This is a genomic window from uncultured Phascolarctobacterium sp. (genome assembly GCF_902463975.1).
Lineage (GTDB): Bacteria > Bacillota > Negativicutes > Acidaminococcales > Acidaminococcaceae > Phascolarctobacterium_A.
Genome location: NZ_CABQHJ010000003.1, coordinates 36,273 through 53,005, shown reverse-complemented (window position 1 = coordinate 53,005; position 16,733 = coordinate 36,273). Strand labels below are relative to the sequence as shown.

At 50.6% G+C, this 16,733-nt stretch carries 13 protein-coding genes; 12 read left to right on the top strand and 1 reads right to left on the bottom strand.

Annotated features, from left to right (window positions below; all coding sequences use genetic code 11):
• The first annotated feature begins 2 nt into the window (after nt 1-2).
• Genes rlmN through rpe form a run of 5 tightly spaced genes read left to right on the top strand, consistent with a single transcriptional unit; the run spans nt 3 to nt 5,304 of the window.
• Complete coding sequence (gene rlmN / locus RDW05_RS01645; protein ID WP_307977603.1) at nt 3-1,058, top strand: 23S rRNA (adenine(2503)-C(2))-methyltransferase RlmN; 1,056 nt, start codon at nt 3-5, stop codon at nt 1,056-1,058.
• The gene (locus tag RDW05_RS01640) at nt 1,058-1,804 is read left to right on the top strand and encodes a Stp1/IreP family PP2C-type Ser/Thr phosphatase (protein WP_307977602.1); all 747 of its coding nucleotides are present in this window, start codon (nt 1,058-1,060) and stop codon (nt 1,802-1,804) included. Before rlmN ends, RDW05_RS01640 begins: the two co-directional genes overlap by 1 nt.
• A complete protein-coding gene (gene pknB, locus RDW05_RS01635; RefSeq protein ID WP_307977601.1) occupies nt 1,797-3,761 on the top strand; it encodes a Stk1 family PASTA domain-containing Ser/Thr kinase in 1,965 nt (654 codons plus the stop codon). The genes RDW05_RS01640 and pknB overlap by 8 nt, the downstream gene beginning before the upstream one ends.
• A 2-nt stretch (nt 3,762-3,763) precedes the next feature.
• A complete protein-coding gene (gene rsgA, locus RDW05_RS01630) occupies nt 3,764-4,663 on the top strand; it encodes a ribosome small subunit-dependent GTPase A (protein WP_307977600.1) in 900 nt (299 codons plus the stop codon).
• Complete coding sequence (gene rpe / locus RDW05_RS01625; protein WP_374111001.1) at nt 4,663-5,304, top strand: ribulose-phosphate 3-epimerase; 642 nt, start codon at nt 4,663-4,665, stop codon at nt 5,302-5,304. The genes rsgA and rpe overlap by 1 nt, the downstream gene beginning before the upstream one ends.
• Nucleotides 5,305-5,409: 105 nt before the next feature.
• Here the strand turns inward: rpe and RDW05_RS01620 are convergent, their stop codons facing one another.
• Nucleotides 5,410-6,036, bottom strand: a complete 627-nt coding sequence (locus RDW05_RS01620; RefSeq protein ID WP_298880064.1) for a DNA-3-methyladenine glycosylase — start codon at nt 6,034-6,036, stop codon at nt 5,410-5,412.
• Between the two features lie 261 nt (nt 6,037-6,297).
• On the opposite strand from RDW05_RS01620, the gene gltX reads away from it, so the two are divergent.
• The 7 genes from gltX (at nt 6,298) to glyS (ending at nt 16,726) form a co-directional block, all read left to right on the top strand.
• Entirely contained in the window at nt 6,298-7,767 is a 1,470-nt protein-coding gene (gene gltX, locus RDW05_RS01615; protein ID WP_021719664.1) for a glutamate--tRNA ligase, read from the top strand.
• Nucleotides 7,768-7,907: 140 nt separating this feature from the next.
• Nucleotides 7,908-8,750 carry a protease inhibitor I42 family protein gene (locus RDW05_RS01610; RefSeq protein ID WP_307977598.1) on the top strand — a complete coding sequence of 281 codons (843 nt, stop codon included), beginning with the start codon at nt 7,908-7,910 and terminating at the stop codon, nt 8,748-8,750.
• 16 nt (nt 8,751-8,766) lie between these two features.
• The gene (locus RDW05_RS01605) at nt 8,767-9,186 is read left to right on the top strand and encodes a cell division protein ZapA (RefSeq protein WP_307977597.1); all 420 of its coding nucleotides are present in this window, start codon (nt 8,767-8,769) and stop codon (nt 9,184-9,186) included.
• Nucleotides 9,187-9,193: 7 nt separating this feature from the next.
• Nucleotides 9,194-11,659, top strand: coding sequence for a DUF3656 domain-containing protein (locus tag RDW05_RS01600; RefSeq protein WP_307977596.1), 2,466 nt, complete (start codon nt 9,194-9,196; stop codon nt 11,657-11,659).
• A gap of 274 nt (nt 11,660-11,933) precedes the next feature.
• Nucleotides 11,934-13,187 carry a DEAD/DEAH box helicase gene (locus RDW05_RS01595; RefSeq protein WP_307977595.1) on the top strand — a complete coding sequence of 418 codons (1,254 nt, stop codon included), beginning with the start codon at nt 11,934-11,936 and terminating at the stop codon, nt 13,185-13,187.
• Nucleotides 13,188-13,673: 486 nt separating this feature from the next.
• A complete protein-coding gene (gene glyQ, locus RDW05_RS01590) occupies nt 13,674-14,555 on the top strand; it encodes a glycine--tRNA ligase subunit alpha (protein WP_021719659.1) in 882 nt (293 codons plus the stop codon).
• The gene (gene glyS / locus RDW05_RS01585) at nt 14,555-16,726 is read left to right on the top strand and encodes a glycine--tRNA ligase subunit beta (RefSeq protein WP_307977594.1); all 2,172 of its coding nucleotides are present in this window, start codon (nt 14,555-14,557) and stop codon (nt 16,724-16,726) included. Before glyQ ends, glyS begins: the two co-directional genes overlap by 1 nt.
• The last annotated feature ends 7 nt before the right edge of the window (nt 16,727-16,733 follow it).

The following is a 16,733-nucleotide window of genomic DNA, read 5'->3' as shown; positions in this document are numbered from 1 at the left end:
GAATGCAAGATATTTTTGCTTTACCAATAGAAGAATTACAAGAATTATTTGTGGCGGCAGGTCTGAAAAAGTTCCGTGCCAAGCAGGTGTTTCAATGGCTGTACCAAAAGTCGGTCTTTGATTTTGCCTCTATGCACAACCTGAGCAAGGCTGATATTGCCGTGCTGCAGGAAAAATTTACCGTGCTGCCGCGCAGTCTGAAAATTTTGCGTGAGCAGAATTCCTCCGACGGCATGACGAGCAAGCTGCTTTTGGGCTTGCCGGACGGAAATTCGGTAGAAACGGTTCTGATGCACCATGATTACGGCTACAGCGTGTGCGTTTCCAGCCAGGTCGGCTGCGATATGCACTGCGCCTTCTGCGCCAGCGGCCTGAAGGGCGCTGTACGCAACCTGACGGCAGCAGAAATCGTGGCTCAGGTTTATCTGTTCAACGAGCGCCTGCGTGAGCAGGGCGCGATGGTGAGCAGAGTGGTGGTTATGGGCAGCGGTGAGCCGATGCTGAACTTTGACAGCGTTTTGCAGGCGCTGGACTTTTTGCACCGCGAGGACACCTGCAACATGAGCTACCGCAACATGACGCTTTCCACCTGCGGCATTATTCCGGGCATCAAACGCCTGGAGGAGCAGGGCAAGCCGATAAATCTGGCAATTTCACTGCACGCGGTAAAAAACGAGCTGCGTACGGCGCTGATGCCTGTCAACAAGGGCTATCCCTTTGTAGATGTGCTGACTGCTGCCGAAAGCTACAGCAAGGCCAGCGGCAGGCAGATAACATATGAATATATTCTTTTGAAGGGAAAAAATGACAGTCCGCAGGACGCGGAGCTTTTGAGCAATTACCTGCGCTATAAGCAGGCATCCGTTAATCTGATACCGGCTAACCCGGTACCGGAGCAAGGCTTTGAGCGTCCGTCCAAGGCGGCAGTAGAACGCTTTTTGCGTATCCTGCAGAAAAACAGGATTAACGCTACCGTTCGTAAGGAGATGGGGAAGGATATTGATGCAGCCTGCGGTCAGCTGCGGGCTAAATTTGCCAAGGAACAGGAGCAAAAATAATGCAGGTAATCAGCAGAACCCATGTGGGCCTGGTCAGAGAGAATAATGAAGATGCGCTGCTGGTGCGCGAGCCGTATCTTTTTGCCGTTGCCGACGGCATGGGAGGCTATGCGGCAGGCGAAATCGCCAGCAGGTCTACTATCAAAGCCTTTGAGGCTGCAACACACAGCCTGCGCCATGAGCAGGAGGAACAGAATATCCGTAAGGTTATGTTGGAGGCCTTTGATAAGGCTAATATACATGTCTTTAAAATGGCAGTAAGCAACGAAAGCTATTCCGGTATGGGAACAACGATGACGGCGCTTTATCTGCCGGGCGATGGCCACGGCTACTGCTGCCATGTAGGCGACAGCAGACTGTATCTGTTCCGCGACGGCAAGCTGGAGCAGCTGACACATGACCATACTCTGGTAGCAGATTTGCTTGAGCAGGGAAAAATCACGGAGGAGGAAGCCTTTGTACATCCGCAGCGCCATATTTTGCTGCAAGCCCTGGGGGTAGAGGAAACAGTGCAGGCTGACTTCTTCAGCTTTAGCCTGCAGGAGTGTGACAGACTGCTGCTTTGCAGCGACGGTCTGTCGGATATGCTGCGTGCAGCTGAAATCAGTCAGCTTATAGGCTGCAGTGATTTGGAGCAGGCTGCTGACAAACTGCTGGAGCAAAGCCTGGACAACGGCGGACGCGATAATGTGTCCCTGATTCTGATTGATTTAACTACGCAGGGGGAGGAAAGCTGTAATGGATAAAAATGGCAAGACCATCTTGAACGGACGCTATGAGATTATTCGTCCGATTGGCTATGGCGGTATGGCCGAAGTCTTTTTGGCCCACGACCAGCTTTTAGACCGTAATGTGGCTGTAAAAATGCTGCGCGACCAGTTCTTGGAGGATAACGAGCTGCTGGAGCAGTTCCGTAGAGAAGCAAAATCCGCAGCCAGGCTGGTGCATCCGTATATCATCAATATTTATGATGTTGTGTCGGAAGGCAACAATCAGTATATAGTTATGGAATATGTTGACGGTGTGACGCTGAAGGAATACATGCAGGAGCACAAGCTGAGCCTGAACACGGTATTGGAAATTGCTGTGCGACTTGCCGATGCACTGCAGCATGCTCACAGCCATAACATTATTCACTGTGACATCAAGCCGCAGAATATTTTGATTGATAAAAATATGAATCCTAAAATCGCTGATTTCGGTATCGCCAAAATGGTCACAAACCAGACAATGGTTTATTCCAAATCGGTGATGGGTTCAGTGCATTATATTTCGCCGGAGCAGGCTTGTGGTGGCAAGATTACTGCCAGCAGCGATGTCTATTCCTTGGGCATAGTGCTCTTCGAAATGCTTACGGGTGAGGTTCCTTACGTTGGTACTACGGCTGTTTCTGTTGCTATGATGCATGTAGAAAAGCCTGTGCCGCAACTGAAGGACTACATGGATAATGTTCCCGAGGGCATGCAGGAGATTATGAACAAGGCGCTGGCGAAGCGCTGTGAGGACAGATACGCTAACGCCGGACAGATGCGACGTGATCTGCTGAACCTGAAGATGAAGCTCTTTCCGTTCAGCAGCGAGGACTATCATCAGGAGCTGGGCGCGGTGAAGTCCAACGGCAATGTTGTCGATAGCCCTGATGACGGTGCTACGGTGATTATGAAGCCGGTGCGCAGTGAGCTGCCGCTGAAGCAGGTAACTCCGGCTGTAACACAAGAGCCGGAAAAAATTCAGGAAAAGCAGGAGGCAATGCCTTCCGAAAAAACAGGGGATGAAAAACCGGTGGTTAAGAAAAAGCTGAATTATACCAAACTGATAGTAATGATTACTGCTGCGGTAGTAGCAATTTCGCTGGTAGCGCACTTTATCTTCAACCGCAATCTGGCGGAGATCGAGGTGCCTAACGTTACCAATATGACGGTAGTTGAAGCACAGAAGCTGCTGGAGGAAAAACAGTTTAAGGTTGAGCTGGAGGAAAAATACGGCGATCCTGATAAGTTTAAGCCCGGTACTGTTATGGAGCAGTCTCCAAAGGCCGGCGAAAAACGTAAGCAGGGCAGCCTTATTATCCTGACCATCTGCAAGGGTGCGGAGCTGAAGGCTGTGCCTGATGTTACAGGCATGTCGCTCTCAAAGGCGGAGCAGCAGCTGGCGGATGCAGGCTTTAAGGTCGGCAAGGTGACGCGCAAGCATGTGGACGGCGGCAAAATCGGCGCTGTTCTCAGCCAGTCTCCTAAGGGCTTGGACAAGGCTCCTAAGGGAACTGGCATCGACCTGGTAATTAACGAAGGCGATAAGCCGGTACCGGATATTATCGGCAAATCCATTGATGAAGCTAAGGGCATGCTGGAGCAGGCAGGCCTGAAGCTGGGCGAAATCAAAAAGGTTCAGGATGCCAGTGCCAAGAAGAATGTTGTTTTGGCCTGCAACCCGGGTGTAGGCAGTAACCTTAACGATGGCGCGGCCGTAGCGATTACGGTGGCTGCCGGTGGCGAGAAGAAGAGCGCCTACGTTGACTTTGTCGTACCGAGCGGCAAGCCTGCCAACGTGCGTATTGTACTGACGGATGATAACGGCACGGCAACACTGTACAGCGGTACACAAAACGGCAGCGTGCGTCTGCGTCAGAAGGTGGAATATGCTGGCAATGCCAAGGTTCAGTTCATCTGTGACGGCAAGCTCATATCTGAAAGGAATCTGTAAACATGGCAGAGCTGCAGGGAAGAGTCCTAAAAAATTATAACGGCTATTATTACCTTAAGGTTGAGGGCGAAAGCGAGCCATATACCTGCAAGGTAAAGGGAAAAATGAAGAAAAACCGTTTTTCGCTGGCAACAGGCGATATTGCCGGCTTTGAGGTAAGTAGCAGCGAAAAGCGCGAGGGGATGATTACCGGCGTGCTGCCGCGCAGAAATTTTCTGCCGCGTCCTACGCTGGCTAATCTGGATTTGTTTGTGGCAGCCTTTGCCTGTGCTGCGCCGGACTTCAGCTTCCTGCTGGCAGATAAGCTGCTGGCGTTGGCAGAGCTGGCGAAAATTCCTGCAATCTTGGTGCTCAATAAAGAGGATAACGCTCCTGCGGGCCTGATTGAGCAGGTGAAGGCAGTTTATGAGCCTATCGGCTACGAGGTTTATACTCTGTCGGCGCAGAACGGCACCGGCGTGGAGGCTTTGCGAGAGCGACTGCGTGGTAAAATCTGCGCCTTTGGCGGACCTTCGGGCGTAGGCAAATCTTCTACAATTAATGCTATCGACAGCAGCGTGGACCTGCGCACGGGCGAGGTTAGCGTAAAAATCGGCCGCGGCAAGCATACTACACGCTATGCACAGCTGCTGCCATTCGACGAAGGCTATATTGCGGACACTCCGGGCTTCGGCAATCTGCTGCTGGAGGGACTGACATCTGAAATGGTGCTGGCCTCCTTCCGTGAGTTTGCCGATTATGAGGCAGGCTGCAGGTTCTGTCCCTGCACGCATACGCACGAGCCTGTCTGCGGTGTAAAGGATGCTGTGGCTGCAGGAAGGATTTCTGCCAGCCGTTATGAATCATATTTGACAATGTTAGCAGAGGTAAAACTCCTGCAAGAGAAAGAGGGAAGAAAATGATGATTAAAGTTGCTCCATCAATTTTATCTGCCGATTTTGCATATCTGGCGGACGAAATCAAAAAAATTGAAGCTGCCGGTGCCGACTGGGTACACATCGATGTAATGGACGGCCAGTTTGTACCTAACCTGACCTTTGGTGCTCCTGTAGTGAAAAAAATCCGTAAGGTAACCGACCTGTTTTTCGACTGCCATCTGATGGTAGAAAATCCGGAAAAATACATTGCCGACTTTAAGGCTGCCGGTGCAGACCAGATTGTTGTACACGTTGAAACCACCAAGCACCTGCACCGCTGCATCCAGCAGATCAAGGCTGAGGGCATGAAGGCTGGCGTTGCACTGAACCCTGTTACCAGCCTGAGTACGGTAGAAGAAATTCTGCCTTACGTTGACATGGTACTGCTGATGACCGTAAACCCCGGCTTTGGCGGCCAAAGCTTTATTGAAGGCGTAGTGCCGAAGATTGAGCGCCTGCATGCGATGATTACCGAGCGTGGCCTGAACGTAGATATTCAGGTTGACGGCGGCGTTAATGCCGAAACCTCCAAGCTGGTGAAGGCTGCCGGTGCCAACGTATTGGTAGCAGGCTCCTATGTTTATGGCGCTGAGGATACTGCTGCTGCTATTGCCAGCCTGAAATAGTATTCAGTGATTAGTGAACAGTAAATAGTGTTCGGAGAATAAGAAAAACCGTCCTTTCCCGTTGTCTGCGGATGCAGACAGGGAAGGACGGTTTTGTTTTTAGCGTTATTTTTTTTCGGAATCGTTGGCTTTTTGCCAAATGTACCACACTGCGAGCGAGCGCCAGGGACGCCAGCTTTCTGTTAGTGTATTGATTTTGCCGCGTTTAGGAATTTCGCTAAGATTGAGCATTTTTTGCAGCTCCTTTTTGAAGATGAAGTCAGCGCTGGGAACAACGTCCGTGCGGCACAGAGCCAGCAGCAGAAACATTTCAATGGTCCATTGACCGAGACCGCGGATTTGCATCAGCTGTTTGGTAATCTGGCTGTCGGTCATATCATCGAACTTATCCATGGTTACGCTGCCATTGATGACTGCTTCAGCAAAGCTGCGCACGTAATCTATTTTTTGCTTTACAAGACCGATTTCGAGCAGAGCATCAATCGGGGTTGCCAGTACTGCCTGCGGTGTAATGGGATTGCCGGTGAGGGCTTCCAGCTTTTTCATCAGCTCCTGACTGACATTTGGCGGCAGCTGTTGGGCAATTATACCGGTTAATAATGTAGTAAAATAAACCTCTTTAGATTTTGGGGTTAACGGACATGGCGAATAACGTGTAACTAATGGGGCGAGCTCTGGAACGTTTTCACGCAGATAGCGGTCACCAATAGACCAATCTGGGGCTTGGCACATAAGCATCCTCCTTTATGTTTACTTTATTACAATATTATAATACGAAATTAACGGTTAGACAAACGAAAAAAATGCGAAATAATAGCAATAAAAGACGTTTTCTATGAACGAAGCCGTTCAGAAATGTTTTTTCTTTGAATCATGAAGAAAAATAAAAGCAGACGACAAGACAGATTAATATTTGCACTTTTTTCAGTAAAGCTGTATAATTAATCTGGTTGACAATCTATATTTGTAATTAAAATGTAAGGAGACGATGAAATGTCTGAAGTCAGAGTAAGATTTGCTCCCAGTCCTACTGGGTATTTACATATTGGTGGTGCGCGTACTGCGCTGTTTAACTGGCTGTTTGCCCGCAAAATGGGCGGCAAGCTGATTCTGCGTATCGAGGATACCGATATTGAACGTCTGAAAGAGGATTCCGTGAGCCAAATCCTTACCAGCCTGAAATGGTTGGGCATCAACTGGGATGAAGGCCCGGAGGCCGGCGGCGAATACGGTCCTTACTATCAGTCCGAGCGCTTTGATATTTACAAAAAATATGCTCAGCAGCTGCTGGACGAAGGCAAAGCATACTACTGCTTCTGCACTACCGAGGATCTGGCTGCACAACGTGAAAAACAACGCGCTGCTAAGCAACCGTTCCGCTATGCACGTACCTGCCGCGATATTCCGGCAGAAGAGGCTAAAGCACGTATCGCTGCAGGCGAACCGTATTCTATCCGTATCAAGATTCCTGCCGAGGGCAGCATCACCGTGCATGACCTGATTCATGGCGAAGTTACCTTTAACATGGACCAGTTCGACGATTTCGTAATTGTAAAATCTAACGGTATTCCTACCTATAACTTTGCTGTTTGTGTCGATGACCATCTGATGGGCATGACTCACGTACTGCGCGCTGAGGAGCATCTTTCCAACACTCCGAAGCAGCTGCTGGTTTACGAAGCACTGGGCTGGGAGCCGCCTAAGTTCGGTCATATGCCGATGATTCTGGCTATGGACCGTTCCAAGCTGAGCAAACGCCACGGTGCAACCTCCGTTGAAGAATTCCGCAGCCAAGGCTACCTGCCGGAAGCTATCATCAACTATCTGACTCTGCTTGGCTGGGGCCCTGGCGATGAGCGCGAAATCTTCACTCTGGAAGAAACCGTTAAGCTGTTTGAGCTGGAGCAGATGAGCAAAAAGGCTGCTATTTACGACACCAAAAAGCTCACCTGGATGAACGGCCAATATCTGTCCGAGCTGCCGCTGGCAAAAATTCTGCCGGATGCTAAGCCTTTCTTCGTGAAAGATGGCCTGGTAACCGAAGAATGGTTCAACGATGCTGCCAACGAAGCATACTTTGAAAAGCTCGTAGACGTTGTACGTGTACGTGTTAAAACTCTGCAGGAGGTTGCTGATGCCTCCACCTACTTCTTCAAGGATGTTGAAGAGTATGATGAAAAGGGTGTGGCTAAGCACTTCAAGGCAGAAAATATTCCTGTACTGGAGCAATGTATTGCAGCAATTAAGGCTGATGATGTTTATGACCTGGCTTCTACCGAAGCAGCTTATAACAAGATTGCTGCTGATAATGGCCTGGCTCTGGGCAAGGTTATCCATCCAACTCGTCTGGCTCTGACCGGACGCACTGTAAGCCCCGGTATGTTTGATGTTATGGTGCTGCTGGGCAAGGAAAGAACCCTGGCGCGTCTGGAAAAGGCTGTTGAATACATTAAAAGTTTATGATTGTAAAATAGCGATTAGCGGCTAATTTTAGCGCGATTGCTTTGATTAAGCAGGAGGGCATTCTTCCTGCTTAATTTTTACAGGGCATATTGCAGCTTAATATGTCCCGGGAAATGTTTTTTGGAAAGGAGCTGCAGGCTATGAAAATCCTGTTGACAACATTATTATGCTTGTGCTTATCGCTGCCGGTATTGGCAGACCAGCAGACCACGGTGCTGACTGAACAGACCTCTGTCGGCAAGGCTACGGCAACGCTGCCCTATATTGACGGCAGTAATTCAGCAGAGCTGGAAAAACAGGCCAACGCTTTGGTGCGTGACGCTGCAGCTAAGCTGGTAAAAGAGGTTGGCGGTCAGGGAAGCGTGACCTATAAGGTGATGCTGAACCGTCCGAGCCTGGTGAGCCTTTTGCTGGAAGCAGATAATGGCGGACGCAAGGCGTGCACCGGTTTAAATCTTGATTTGACCACCGGCAAGGAGTTCGAGGTTACGGATTTCTTTGTTGATAATGATAACGTAAAGGCTGCTTTGGGCAATTATGATAATGTGCTCTTCGGCGAAGAGGGCTTGTTTGTGCGCAGCAAGAAGAACGCAGCCTACAGCAGCTTTGTGCCCTACAGGGATGTAGTTACCTCTCTGCGCATCGGCGAAGCGGGACGCTTGCTGCAGCTGGCGAAAATTACCGATAAGGCTGCAGGCAAAACACTGCGTCTGCCTGCAAGCGGACTGATGGCGCTGAAGCTGGACAGCAATCCTTCCACCGGCTACGGCTGGCAATTTGCCTGCAGCTCACCGGCAGTAAGCAGGGTAGGCAGTTCGTTTACTATTCCGCGCAGTGAAGAGGAAAGAGTTGGCGCACCCGGCATTGAAATTCTGGTGCTGGCGGTTACCAAGCCAGGCACCTATAATATCCGCATGGATTACAAGCGCTCTTGGGAAAAGCTGAGCCTGCAAAGCTTTAACTTTACCGTTATCGCAGAATAAGCTAGAGGATGTGTTTATGGAAAAAGCATCAGTTTCTGTAAAAATATATAATAGTACCTATGCATTAACGACCTCTGCCTCCGAAGAGCAGGTACTGAAAATAGCAGCAGAGGTAGACAGAAGAATGCAGGAGCTGGCAGAAAGCAAAAAGCTGCTGCAGACGGATAAGCTGGCTATTTGGACTGCGCTTGACCTGGCGGCTGAAAGATTGGAGCTGCAGGAAAAATGTGCTGCCTTGAAGCAGGAGATGCAGGAAAAGTGTACTGCGATGGAGCAGGAGCTGCAGCAAAAGTGCGTAGCAGCAGAGCAGCAATTGCAGGAGCAATATACTGCAATGGAACAGCAGATGCAGCAAAGAAATGCTGCCCTGGTACAGGAGCTGCAAGAGCTGCAGGCCAGATATGAAAGACTGCAGGCAGCAGTGCGTGAAAGGTAGATAACATATGGAGAAGAAAACAATAGAACTGCTTGCTCCCGCAGGCAGCTGGGAAGCCTTGGAGGCAGCGGTAAACGCCGGCGCCGATGCTGTATATATGGGCGGTAAAGCCTTTGGCGCACGTGCCTATGCTAGCAATTTTGATGAAGAGGAAATGGCGAAGGCGGTGTACTTTGCTCACATGCACCATGTACGCCTGTATATTACCGTCAATACTTTGGTTGATGACAGCGAGCTGGAGGCTTTATCCGCTTACCTGTTGTTCTTGAATAACGTAGGCGTAGACGGACTCATTGTGCAGGATTTGGGTGTCATCCGCCTGGCACAGAAAATTGTACCGGAGCTGCCGCTGCATGCCAGCACGCAGATGAGCATTACCAACAGCAGCGGTGTAGACTTCGCTATGGGCGCAGGCATGGAGCGCAGCGTATTGGCGCGTGAGCTGAGCCTGAAGGAAATCGGCGCAGCCTGCAGCCGCGGCAGTGAGATTGAAACCTTTATTCACGGTGCTTTGTGCGTATGCTACAGCGGTCAATGCCTGATGAGCAGCCTTATCGGCGGCCGCAGCGGCAACCGCGGACGCTGTGCCCAGCCTTGCCGTCTGCCGTATAAGCTGCTCAACGCGAAGGATGAGGATATGCTGCAGGGCAAGGATGCAGGTCAGTATCTGCTGAGCCCCAAGGATATGAATACCTTGAGCATTTTGCCGCAGCTGATTGACGCAGGAGTTGTGTCCTATAAAATCGAAGGACGCATGAAGCGCCCCGAATATGTTGCGGTAGTAGTAGATGCTTACCGCCGTGCGATTGACAGCTATCTTGCCGGTGACTACAATGTGCCGGAGGAGGATTTGGCGAATATAGAGCAAATCTTCAACCGTGACTTTACCACCGCTTATCTGGAGCGTCGTCCCGGACGCACGATGATGAGCGACCGCCGTCCCAACAACCGCGGCGTGCTTATCGGTCGTGTAGCGAAGCTGGATAAAAACCGTAATAAGGCAGTTATCAAGCTGGATAAGGAGCTGCATCTGGGCGATGGCTTGGAGTTCTGGGTAAGCGTGGGTGGACGCGTGGGTACCACTGTTACGGATATGCTGTGCGGCGGCAACAGTGTGCAGAGCGCTGCTCCCGGCCAGCAGGTAACGATTGATGTGCCTAACGGCGTACGCTTGAATGACCGCGTTTTCCGTACGCTCGACAGCAGACTGATGAGCTATGCGCAGCAGTTCTTCGGACCGGACGCTAAAAAACGTATTCCGGTAGATGCTGTTGTTACTGCGCGCTTAGGCGAGCCTATGACCGTTACGCTGACGGATGATGAAGGCAATGTCGGCTACGGTGAAACCGATTTTATTGTCGAGGCAGCACGCAAGCGTGCGCTGGACGAGGCCGGTGTGCGCAAGCAGCTGGACCGCTTGGGTACGACAGAATATTTTCTGAACAGCCTGCTCTTTGAGCATGATGAAAATGTTATGGTGCCGATGAGCGAAATGAACGAAGCACGCCGTATGGCGTGCGAAGCACTGGACGCTGCGCGTTTGAGTGCTTTCGCTCCTGCGCGCACAGCGGTGCACAGCTTCAGCGAGCAATTAGTGCCGCAGGCACATAAGGCTAAACAGCATGAAACCGTTCTGGTAGTGCATTGCGACAGCGTTGAGAAGGTCAATGCTGCGCTGCAGGCAGGTGCGGAGCGTATTCTCTTCGGCGGTGACTGCTTCAACCATCAGCTGCCGTCCGAGGCTGATTATGCCAAGGCTGCCAAGCTGGTGCGCAAGGCAGGCCGTCAGCTGGCCTTTGCTACACCGCGTATCATCAAGGAAGCACAGCTGGCATATTTCGATAAGCTCTTCAAATTGTGGGAAGAGCTGCAGCCGGATTTTGTTTATATCAACAACAACGGTTTGTGGCCCTTGGCAAAGAAGTACGTCGGACTCAACCTGGTGGCAGACATGTCTTTGAACATCTTCAACAGCCAGACGCTGCAGTTCTGGCAAGAGCAGGGCGCTGCAGGTGCAGTGCTCAGCCCCGAGCTGACTATGGCGCAGGTTGAGCATCTTGTGAGCGTCAGCCCGCTGCCGTTGGAGTGCATGATTCAGGGACGTTTGGAAATGATGGTTTCCGAATACTGCGTAGGTGGCAGCTTCCTGGGTGCGTTGGATAAGGGTGCCTGCCAGTTTAACTGTGCAGAGCCTTTGTTCCTGGGCGACCGTAAGGATGCACGCTTCCCGATTGTTACGGACCAGTTCTGCCGCATGCATATTCTGAATGCACATGAGCTTTCGATGACTGCCAATGTGCAGCATATGGCGGAAGCAGGCGTAGCGGCGCTGAGAATTGACGGCCGTGATTACGATGCAGCACGCTTGGGCGAGCTTGTGGCGCTGTACCGTAAGATTATCGGCGGAGCGGTGGAGGCACCGGAAAATCTGCCGGGTACTACAAGAGGCCACTATTTCAGAGGCGTAATGTAAAAGTAAATATAAGCTGAATCCCCTGTCGGCAGTTGTCGACAGGGGATTTTTGACGCTTGTAAGCTTTAATAGTGATATGTGTGCGATATAGTTGTTTTCAAAGGCTTCGTTATAAGAGCTATGGATAATTTTCAGGCTGGTGCAATTATTTTGGCCAGAAAAAACTTTGCAGCATCTTTTCGTTTATGCCTGATTTATGATATAATACTAAAGTTATAGAGAAAAAAGACCATAAGGTCAGAAGATAAATTTTAGAGGAAAAGAGGAATGTGAAATGACAAATGGATTTGCAGCCTTAAAGGTTTGTGCGCACACTGTAGAGCAGCTCCAGAAAATGGGCATCAAAAAGCCGATGCCGGTACAGGAGCAGGCTATCCCGGCGCTGTTTGCCGGACGTGACGTAATTGCCCGTGCGCAGACGGGTACAGGCAAGACACTGGCTTTCCTGGTGCCGTTGGCAGAAAAAATCGATACTGCCAAAAGCTATGTGCAGGCTCTGGTAATTACGCCGACACGCGAGCTGGCACAGCAGATTGCCACCGAAATGAAAAAAATTCTTGGCGAGAGCGATATTAAGGTGCTGGCTGTTACCGGCGGACGTGATTTCGAAACGCAAAAATATAAGCTGGAGGGACGCAGCCATGTGCTGATCGGTACTCCCGGACGCCTGCTGGACCATATCCGCAAGGGTAATACCGATCTTGGCGGTGTACGCTACCTGGTACTGGATGAGGTAGACGAAATGCTGCAGCAGGGCTTTATGGATGAAGCGCTGGAGCTGATTGCTATGACAGCGCCGGAGCATCAGACGATGCTTTGCTCCGCAACTCTGTCGGAAGAGGTGCGCAAGCTGGGACGCAAGCTGACGAAGAACTGCGCGCTGATTGATATCAATCCTGACCAGGCTACCGTTGAAAAAATCAAGCAAATTTGCCTGAAAACAACCGACGAATATAAGAACAAGGCTGTGGCAGCACTCATTGACCGCCTGAACCCGTATCTGATGATTGTTTTCTGCATGAGCAAGGAGCGCACCAAGGAGCTGGGCGACTGGCTAGGCATGCAGGGCTATAATGTTGACGTCCTGCATGGCGAAATGTCTCCTGCCAAACGCAAAACTGTTATGAAGGCCTTTCGTGATGCCAAAATCCAGATTCTGGTTGCCAGTGACCTGGCTGCCCGCGGATTGGACGTTGAAGGCGTAACCCATGTTGTGAACTATGATATTCCGCATGATGTTGATTGGTATGTTCACCGCATCGGCCGTACCGGACGCGCAGGCAATGAGGGCGAAGCAATTACGCTTTATACTGCCGACGAGGTTAAATGGCTGCGCAATATTGAAAATAAACTGGGTATTATGATGGAGCGCCAAAACCTGGAGGGCGGAGTTGTGGCACGCCGCGTTGCTGTGGCTGCCAAAAAGAAAAAGCCCGCAGGACCTAAGCGCGGACGCAATGCTGTCGCTGATAAGCGCAAGGCTCCTAAAACAGGCAGCAACCGCCGTCAAGGTGTGAAAAAAAAGTAAGTTCGTTCTGTGCTGCTTGCAAAAGCTAGTCTTTTGTGATATATTGAACATAGAAAGACAACCGCCCACAGAGGTGGGTTGCCTGAAGTAACTGGTTTAGAAAAATCCGCTCCGCTACTGGGCAAAGTTTTGGGGGCGGTTTTTCTATGCACGCATTATTTACAAAATTATCTCCAACTCTTGACAAACAGCGCTGTATTTTATATACTAACAGTTAAGCTAAGAAGAAGAGTAGTAATCTGCAAACTCAGCGAGCCGTGACAGTGCAAGGCGGCAAATGCAGATGAAGGCGCTTTGGAGCTGTAATAGTATATTGATTGAGGCGGGCTGCAGATAATTGCAGTCAAGCAGGGTGGAACCGCGGAGTCCGAGCTGTATGCACTCCGTCCCTGTAACATTTAAGTTACGGGGACGCGGGTGCTTTTTTGTTTTTTCGGACAAAGCTGCTGCCATTGCCGTCTTTGTAACAAATATAGGAGGTAAAACATGGATTTTCAGACAATTATTTTGAAGCTGCAAAAATTCTGGGCAGGCCAAAACTGCATTATGGCACAGCCCTATGACATCGAAAAAGGCGCAGGCACAATGAACCCGTCTACCTTTTTACGCGTACTCGGACCTGAGCCCTGGCGTGTGGCTTACGTAGAGCCTTCCCGTCGTCCGGCAGACGGCCGTTACGGTGATAACCCGAACCGTCTGTTCCAGCATCATCAGTTCCAGGTTATCGTAAAGCCCTCTCCGGAAAACATTCAGGAGCTGTACCTGCAGAGCTTGGCTGAGCTTGGCATTCATCAGGAGGAGCATGATATCCGCTTTGTAGAGGATAACTGGGAATCCCCGACTCTGGGCGCTTGGGGCCTTGGCTGGGAGGTTTGGCTGGATGGTATGGAAATCACCCAGTTCACCTACTTCCAACAGGTAGGCAGCATTGACGTTAAGCCTGTAACTGTTGAAATCACGTACGGCCTGGAGCGTCTGGCTATGTACATCCAGGGCGTAGAAAACGTATTCGATATCCAATGGGTTGGCGACATCACCTACGGTGACGTTTTCCATACCAACGAGGTAGAGCAATCCTTCTACAACTTCCAGGTAGCAGACACCGCGCTGCTGTTTGACCTGTTCGACAAATATGAAGCAGAAGCTAAGCGCGTTATCGAGCTTGGTTACATCCGTCCTGCTTATGATTACGTTCTGAAATGCTCCCATGCCTTCAACCTGCTGGATTCCCGCGGAGCAATCAGCGTAAGTGAACGTACTGCCTACATCGGCCGTGTACGTGCGATGGCCCGCCTGTGTGCAAAGGCTTATGTAGCACAACGTGAAGAAATGGGCTTCCCGCTGCTCAAGAAAGGGGAGAATAAATAATGGAAAAATTACTTTTTGAAATCGGTACAGAAGAGATTCCTGCGAAATTTATGCCTGCCATTCTGGCACAATTAAAGGATTTGGCAGAAAAGAAAATGACTGAGCTGCGCATTCCCTTCGAAGCAGTTAAAACCTATGGCACTCCCCGTCGTATGACCTTCATTGCCAGCGGTGTTGCCGAGGCTCAGGAGGACAGCACTGTTGAGGCTAAAGGTCCTTCCGCAAAAATCGCTTTCGTAAGCGGCGCACCTTCCAAGGCTGCTATCGGCTTTGCCCGCGGTCAGGGCGTAGACGTAAAAGAGCTCGTTGTCCGCGATGATTATGTATATGCTGTTAAGCATCTGGCAGGCCAACCGGTTAAGGATTTGCTGCCGGGCCTGCTGAGTGATATTCTCACCAGCCTGAACTTCCCGAAAAACATGCGTTGGGCAGATCATGAATTCAAATTCGTCCGTCCGATTCGTTGGCTGGTTGCACTGTTCGGCGATGAAGTTATCCCTGTTGAAATCACCGGCGTAAAATCCGGCAAATTCAGCCGCGGTCACCGCTTCCTGCGTCCTTCCGCTCTGGATAACGCTAAAGCTCATGAGTCCATCGGCGATGCTGCCAAGGCTCTGTTCGACACCGTAAAGAGCAAGGCTAAGAACGCTGTAGCTTCCGCTGCTATCGGCACCATCGGCGCTGTAGAAATCCCCGATGCTGATTCCTATGAAAAGGTTATGTATGACAACTATGTAATGGTTGATCAGGATGCTCGCCGTGAGCTGATTCGTCAACAGGTTACTGACCTGGCAATTGCCGAAGGCGGTCATGCCGAAATCAACGAGGACCTGCTGGAGGAAGTAAACTATCTGGTAGAATGGCCGACTGCTCTGTGCGGCAAATTCGAAGAAAAATTCCTTGCTCTGCCGAAGGAATGCATCATCACCCCGATGCGCGAGCATCAGCGTTACTTCCCGGTACTGGCAGAGGACGGCTCCCTGCTGAACAAGTTCATCACCGTCCGCAACGGCGGCAAGGAGCATCTGGAAATTGTTGCTCACGGTAACGAGCGCGTACTGCGTGCACGTCTGAGCGATGCTGAATTCTTCTTCAATGAAGATAGAAAACAAACTTTGGCTGACCGTCTGGAAAAACTCAAAACTGTTTCCTTCCAGGAAGGCCTGGGCAATATGAACGATAAGAGCAAACGTCTGGTACAGGCTGTTGATATGCTTGCTATGGCTATCAATGCCAAGGTTGATAAAGAAAAGCTGGAGCGTACTGCGCTGCTGTGCAAATGCGACCTGGTAACCGGCATGGTTATCGAATTCACTGAGCTGCAGGGCGTTATGGGCCGCGAATATGCTAAGCTCGACGGTGAAGCACCTGAGGTTGCACTGGGTATTTACGAGCATTATCTGCCGCGCTTTGCCGGTGACGAGCTGCCGACTACCGATATCGGCCGTCTGACTGGTATTGCCGACAAGCTGGACAACATCTGCGCTACCTTCAGCCGCGGTCTGGCTCCGACCGGCTCTCAGGATCCGTACGCACTGCGCCGTCAGGCTTTGGGCATCATCAACATTTTGCTGGACGGAAACTACCATGTATCTCTGTACAAGGTTATCGCCGGTGCTCTGTACCTGCTGAATATCCCGGCAGAGGACACCAAAAAGCTCGTACCGCAGATTGCTGAGTTCATGAAACAGCGCCTGCGCAACATGCTGATGGATCAGGGCATCCGTTATGACGTAGTTGACGCAGTTCTGGCTGACCAGATGAACGACGATTTCACCGATCTTGTTGCCCGTGCTAAGGCTCTGAACAGCTTTGTTGCTTCCGCAGAGGCTCCGGCATTGATTCAGGCTGCAACCCGTGTTGCTAACCTGTGCAAGAAGATTGAAGAGGAATCCGCTATCAACCCGCAGCTCTTCGCTGTAGAGGCTGAAGGCGCTCTGCACAATGCTGCTATGGCAGCCAGCAAGGAAGTGCTGGTTGCAGCAACCAAGTATGACTATGCTGCAGTTCTGGCTGAAGCAGTTAAGCTGGTTGACCCGATCAACAAATTCTTCGAAAACGTTATGGTTATGGACGAGGACGTTCGCGTGAAGAACAACCGTCTGGCACTCTTGGCAGCAGTTAAGGATATTACCCATGCTGTAGGTGACCTGAGCGTTATTGTACAATAATAAAAAC

Bases quoted from the DNA above. Each gene is read 5' to 3' on its own strand.
- rlmN (WP_307977603.1), top strand. From the start codon at position 3: ATGCAAGATATTTTTGCTTTACCAATAGAAGAATTACAAGAATTATTT.
- RDW05_RS01640 (WP_307977602.1), top strand. From the start codon at position 1,058: ATGCAGGTAATCAGCAGAACCCATGTGGGCCTGGTCAGAGAGAATAAT.
- pknB (WP_307977601.1), top strand. From the start codon at position 1,797: ATGGATAAAAATGGCAAGACCATCTTGAACGGACGCTATGAGATTATT.
- rsgA (WP_307977600.1), top strand. From the start codon at position 3,764: ATGGCAGAGCTGCAGGGAAGAGTCCTAAAAAATTATAACGGCTATTAT.
- rpe (WP_374111001.1), top strand. From the start codon at position 4,663: ATGATTAAAGTTGCTCCATCAATTTTATCTGCCGATTTTGCATATCTG.
- RDW05_RS01620 (WP_298880064.1), bottom strand. From the start codon at position 6,036: ATGTGCCAAGCCCCAGATTGGTCTATTGGTGACCGCTATCTGCGTGAA.
- gltX (WP_021719664.1), top strand. From the start codon at position 6,298: ATGTCTGAAGTCAGAGTAAGATTTGCTCCCAGTCCTACTGGGTATTTA.
- RDW05_RS01610 (WP_307977598.1), top strand. From the start codon at position 7,908: ATGAAAATCCTGTTGACAACATTATTATGCTTGTGCTTATCGCTGCCG.
- RDW05_RS01605 (WP_307977597.1), top strand. From the start codon at position 8,767: ATGGAAAAAGCATCAGTTTCTGTAAAAATATATAATAGTACCTATGCA.
- RDW05_RS01600 (WP_307977596.1), top strand. From the start codon at position 9,194: ATGGAGAAGAAAACAATAGAACTGCTTGCTCCCGCAGGCAGCTGGGAA.
- RDW05_RS01595 (WP_307977595.1), top strand. From the start codon at position 11,934: ATGACAAATGGATTTGCAGCCTTAAAGGTTTGTGCGCACACTGTAGAG.
- glyQ (WP_021719659.1), top strand. From the start codon at position 13,674: ATGGATTTTCAGACAATTATTTTGAAGCTGCAAAAATTCTGGGCAGGC.
- glyS (WP_307977594.1), top strand. From the start codon at position 14,555: ATGGAAAAATTACTTTTTGAAATCGGTACAGAAGAGATTCCTGCGAAA.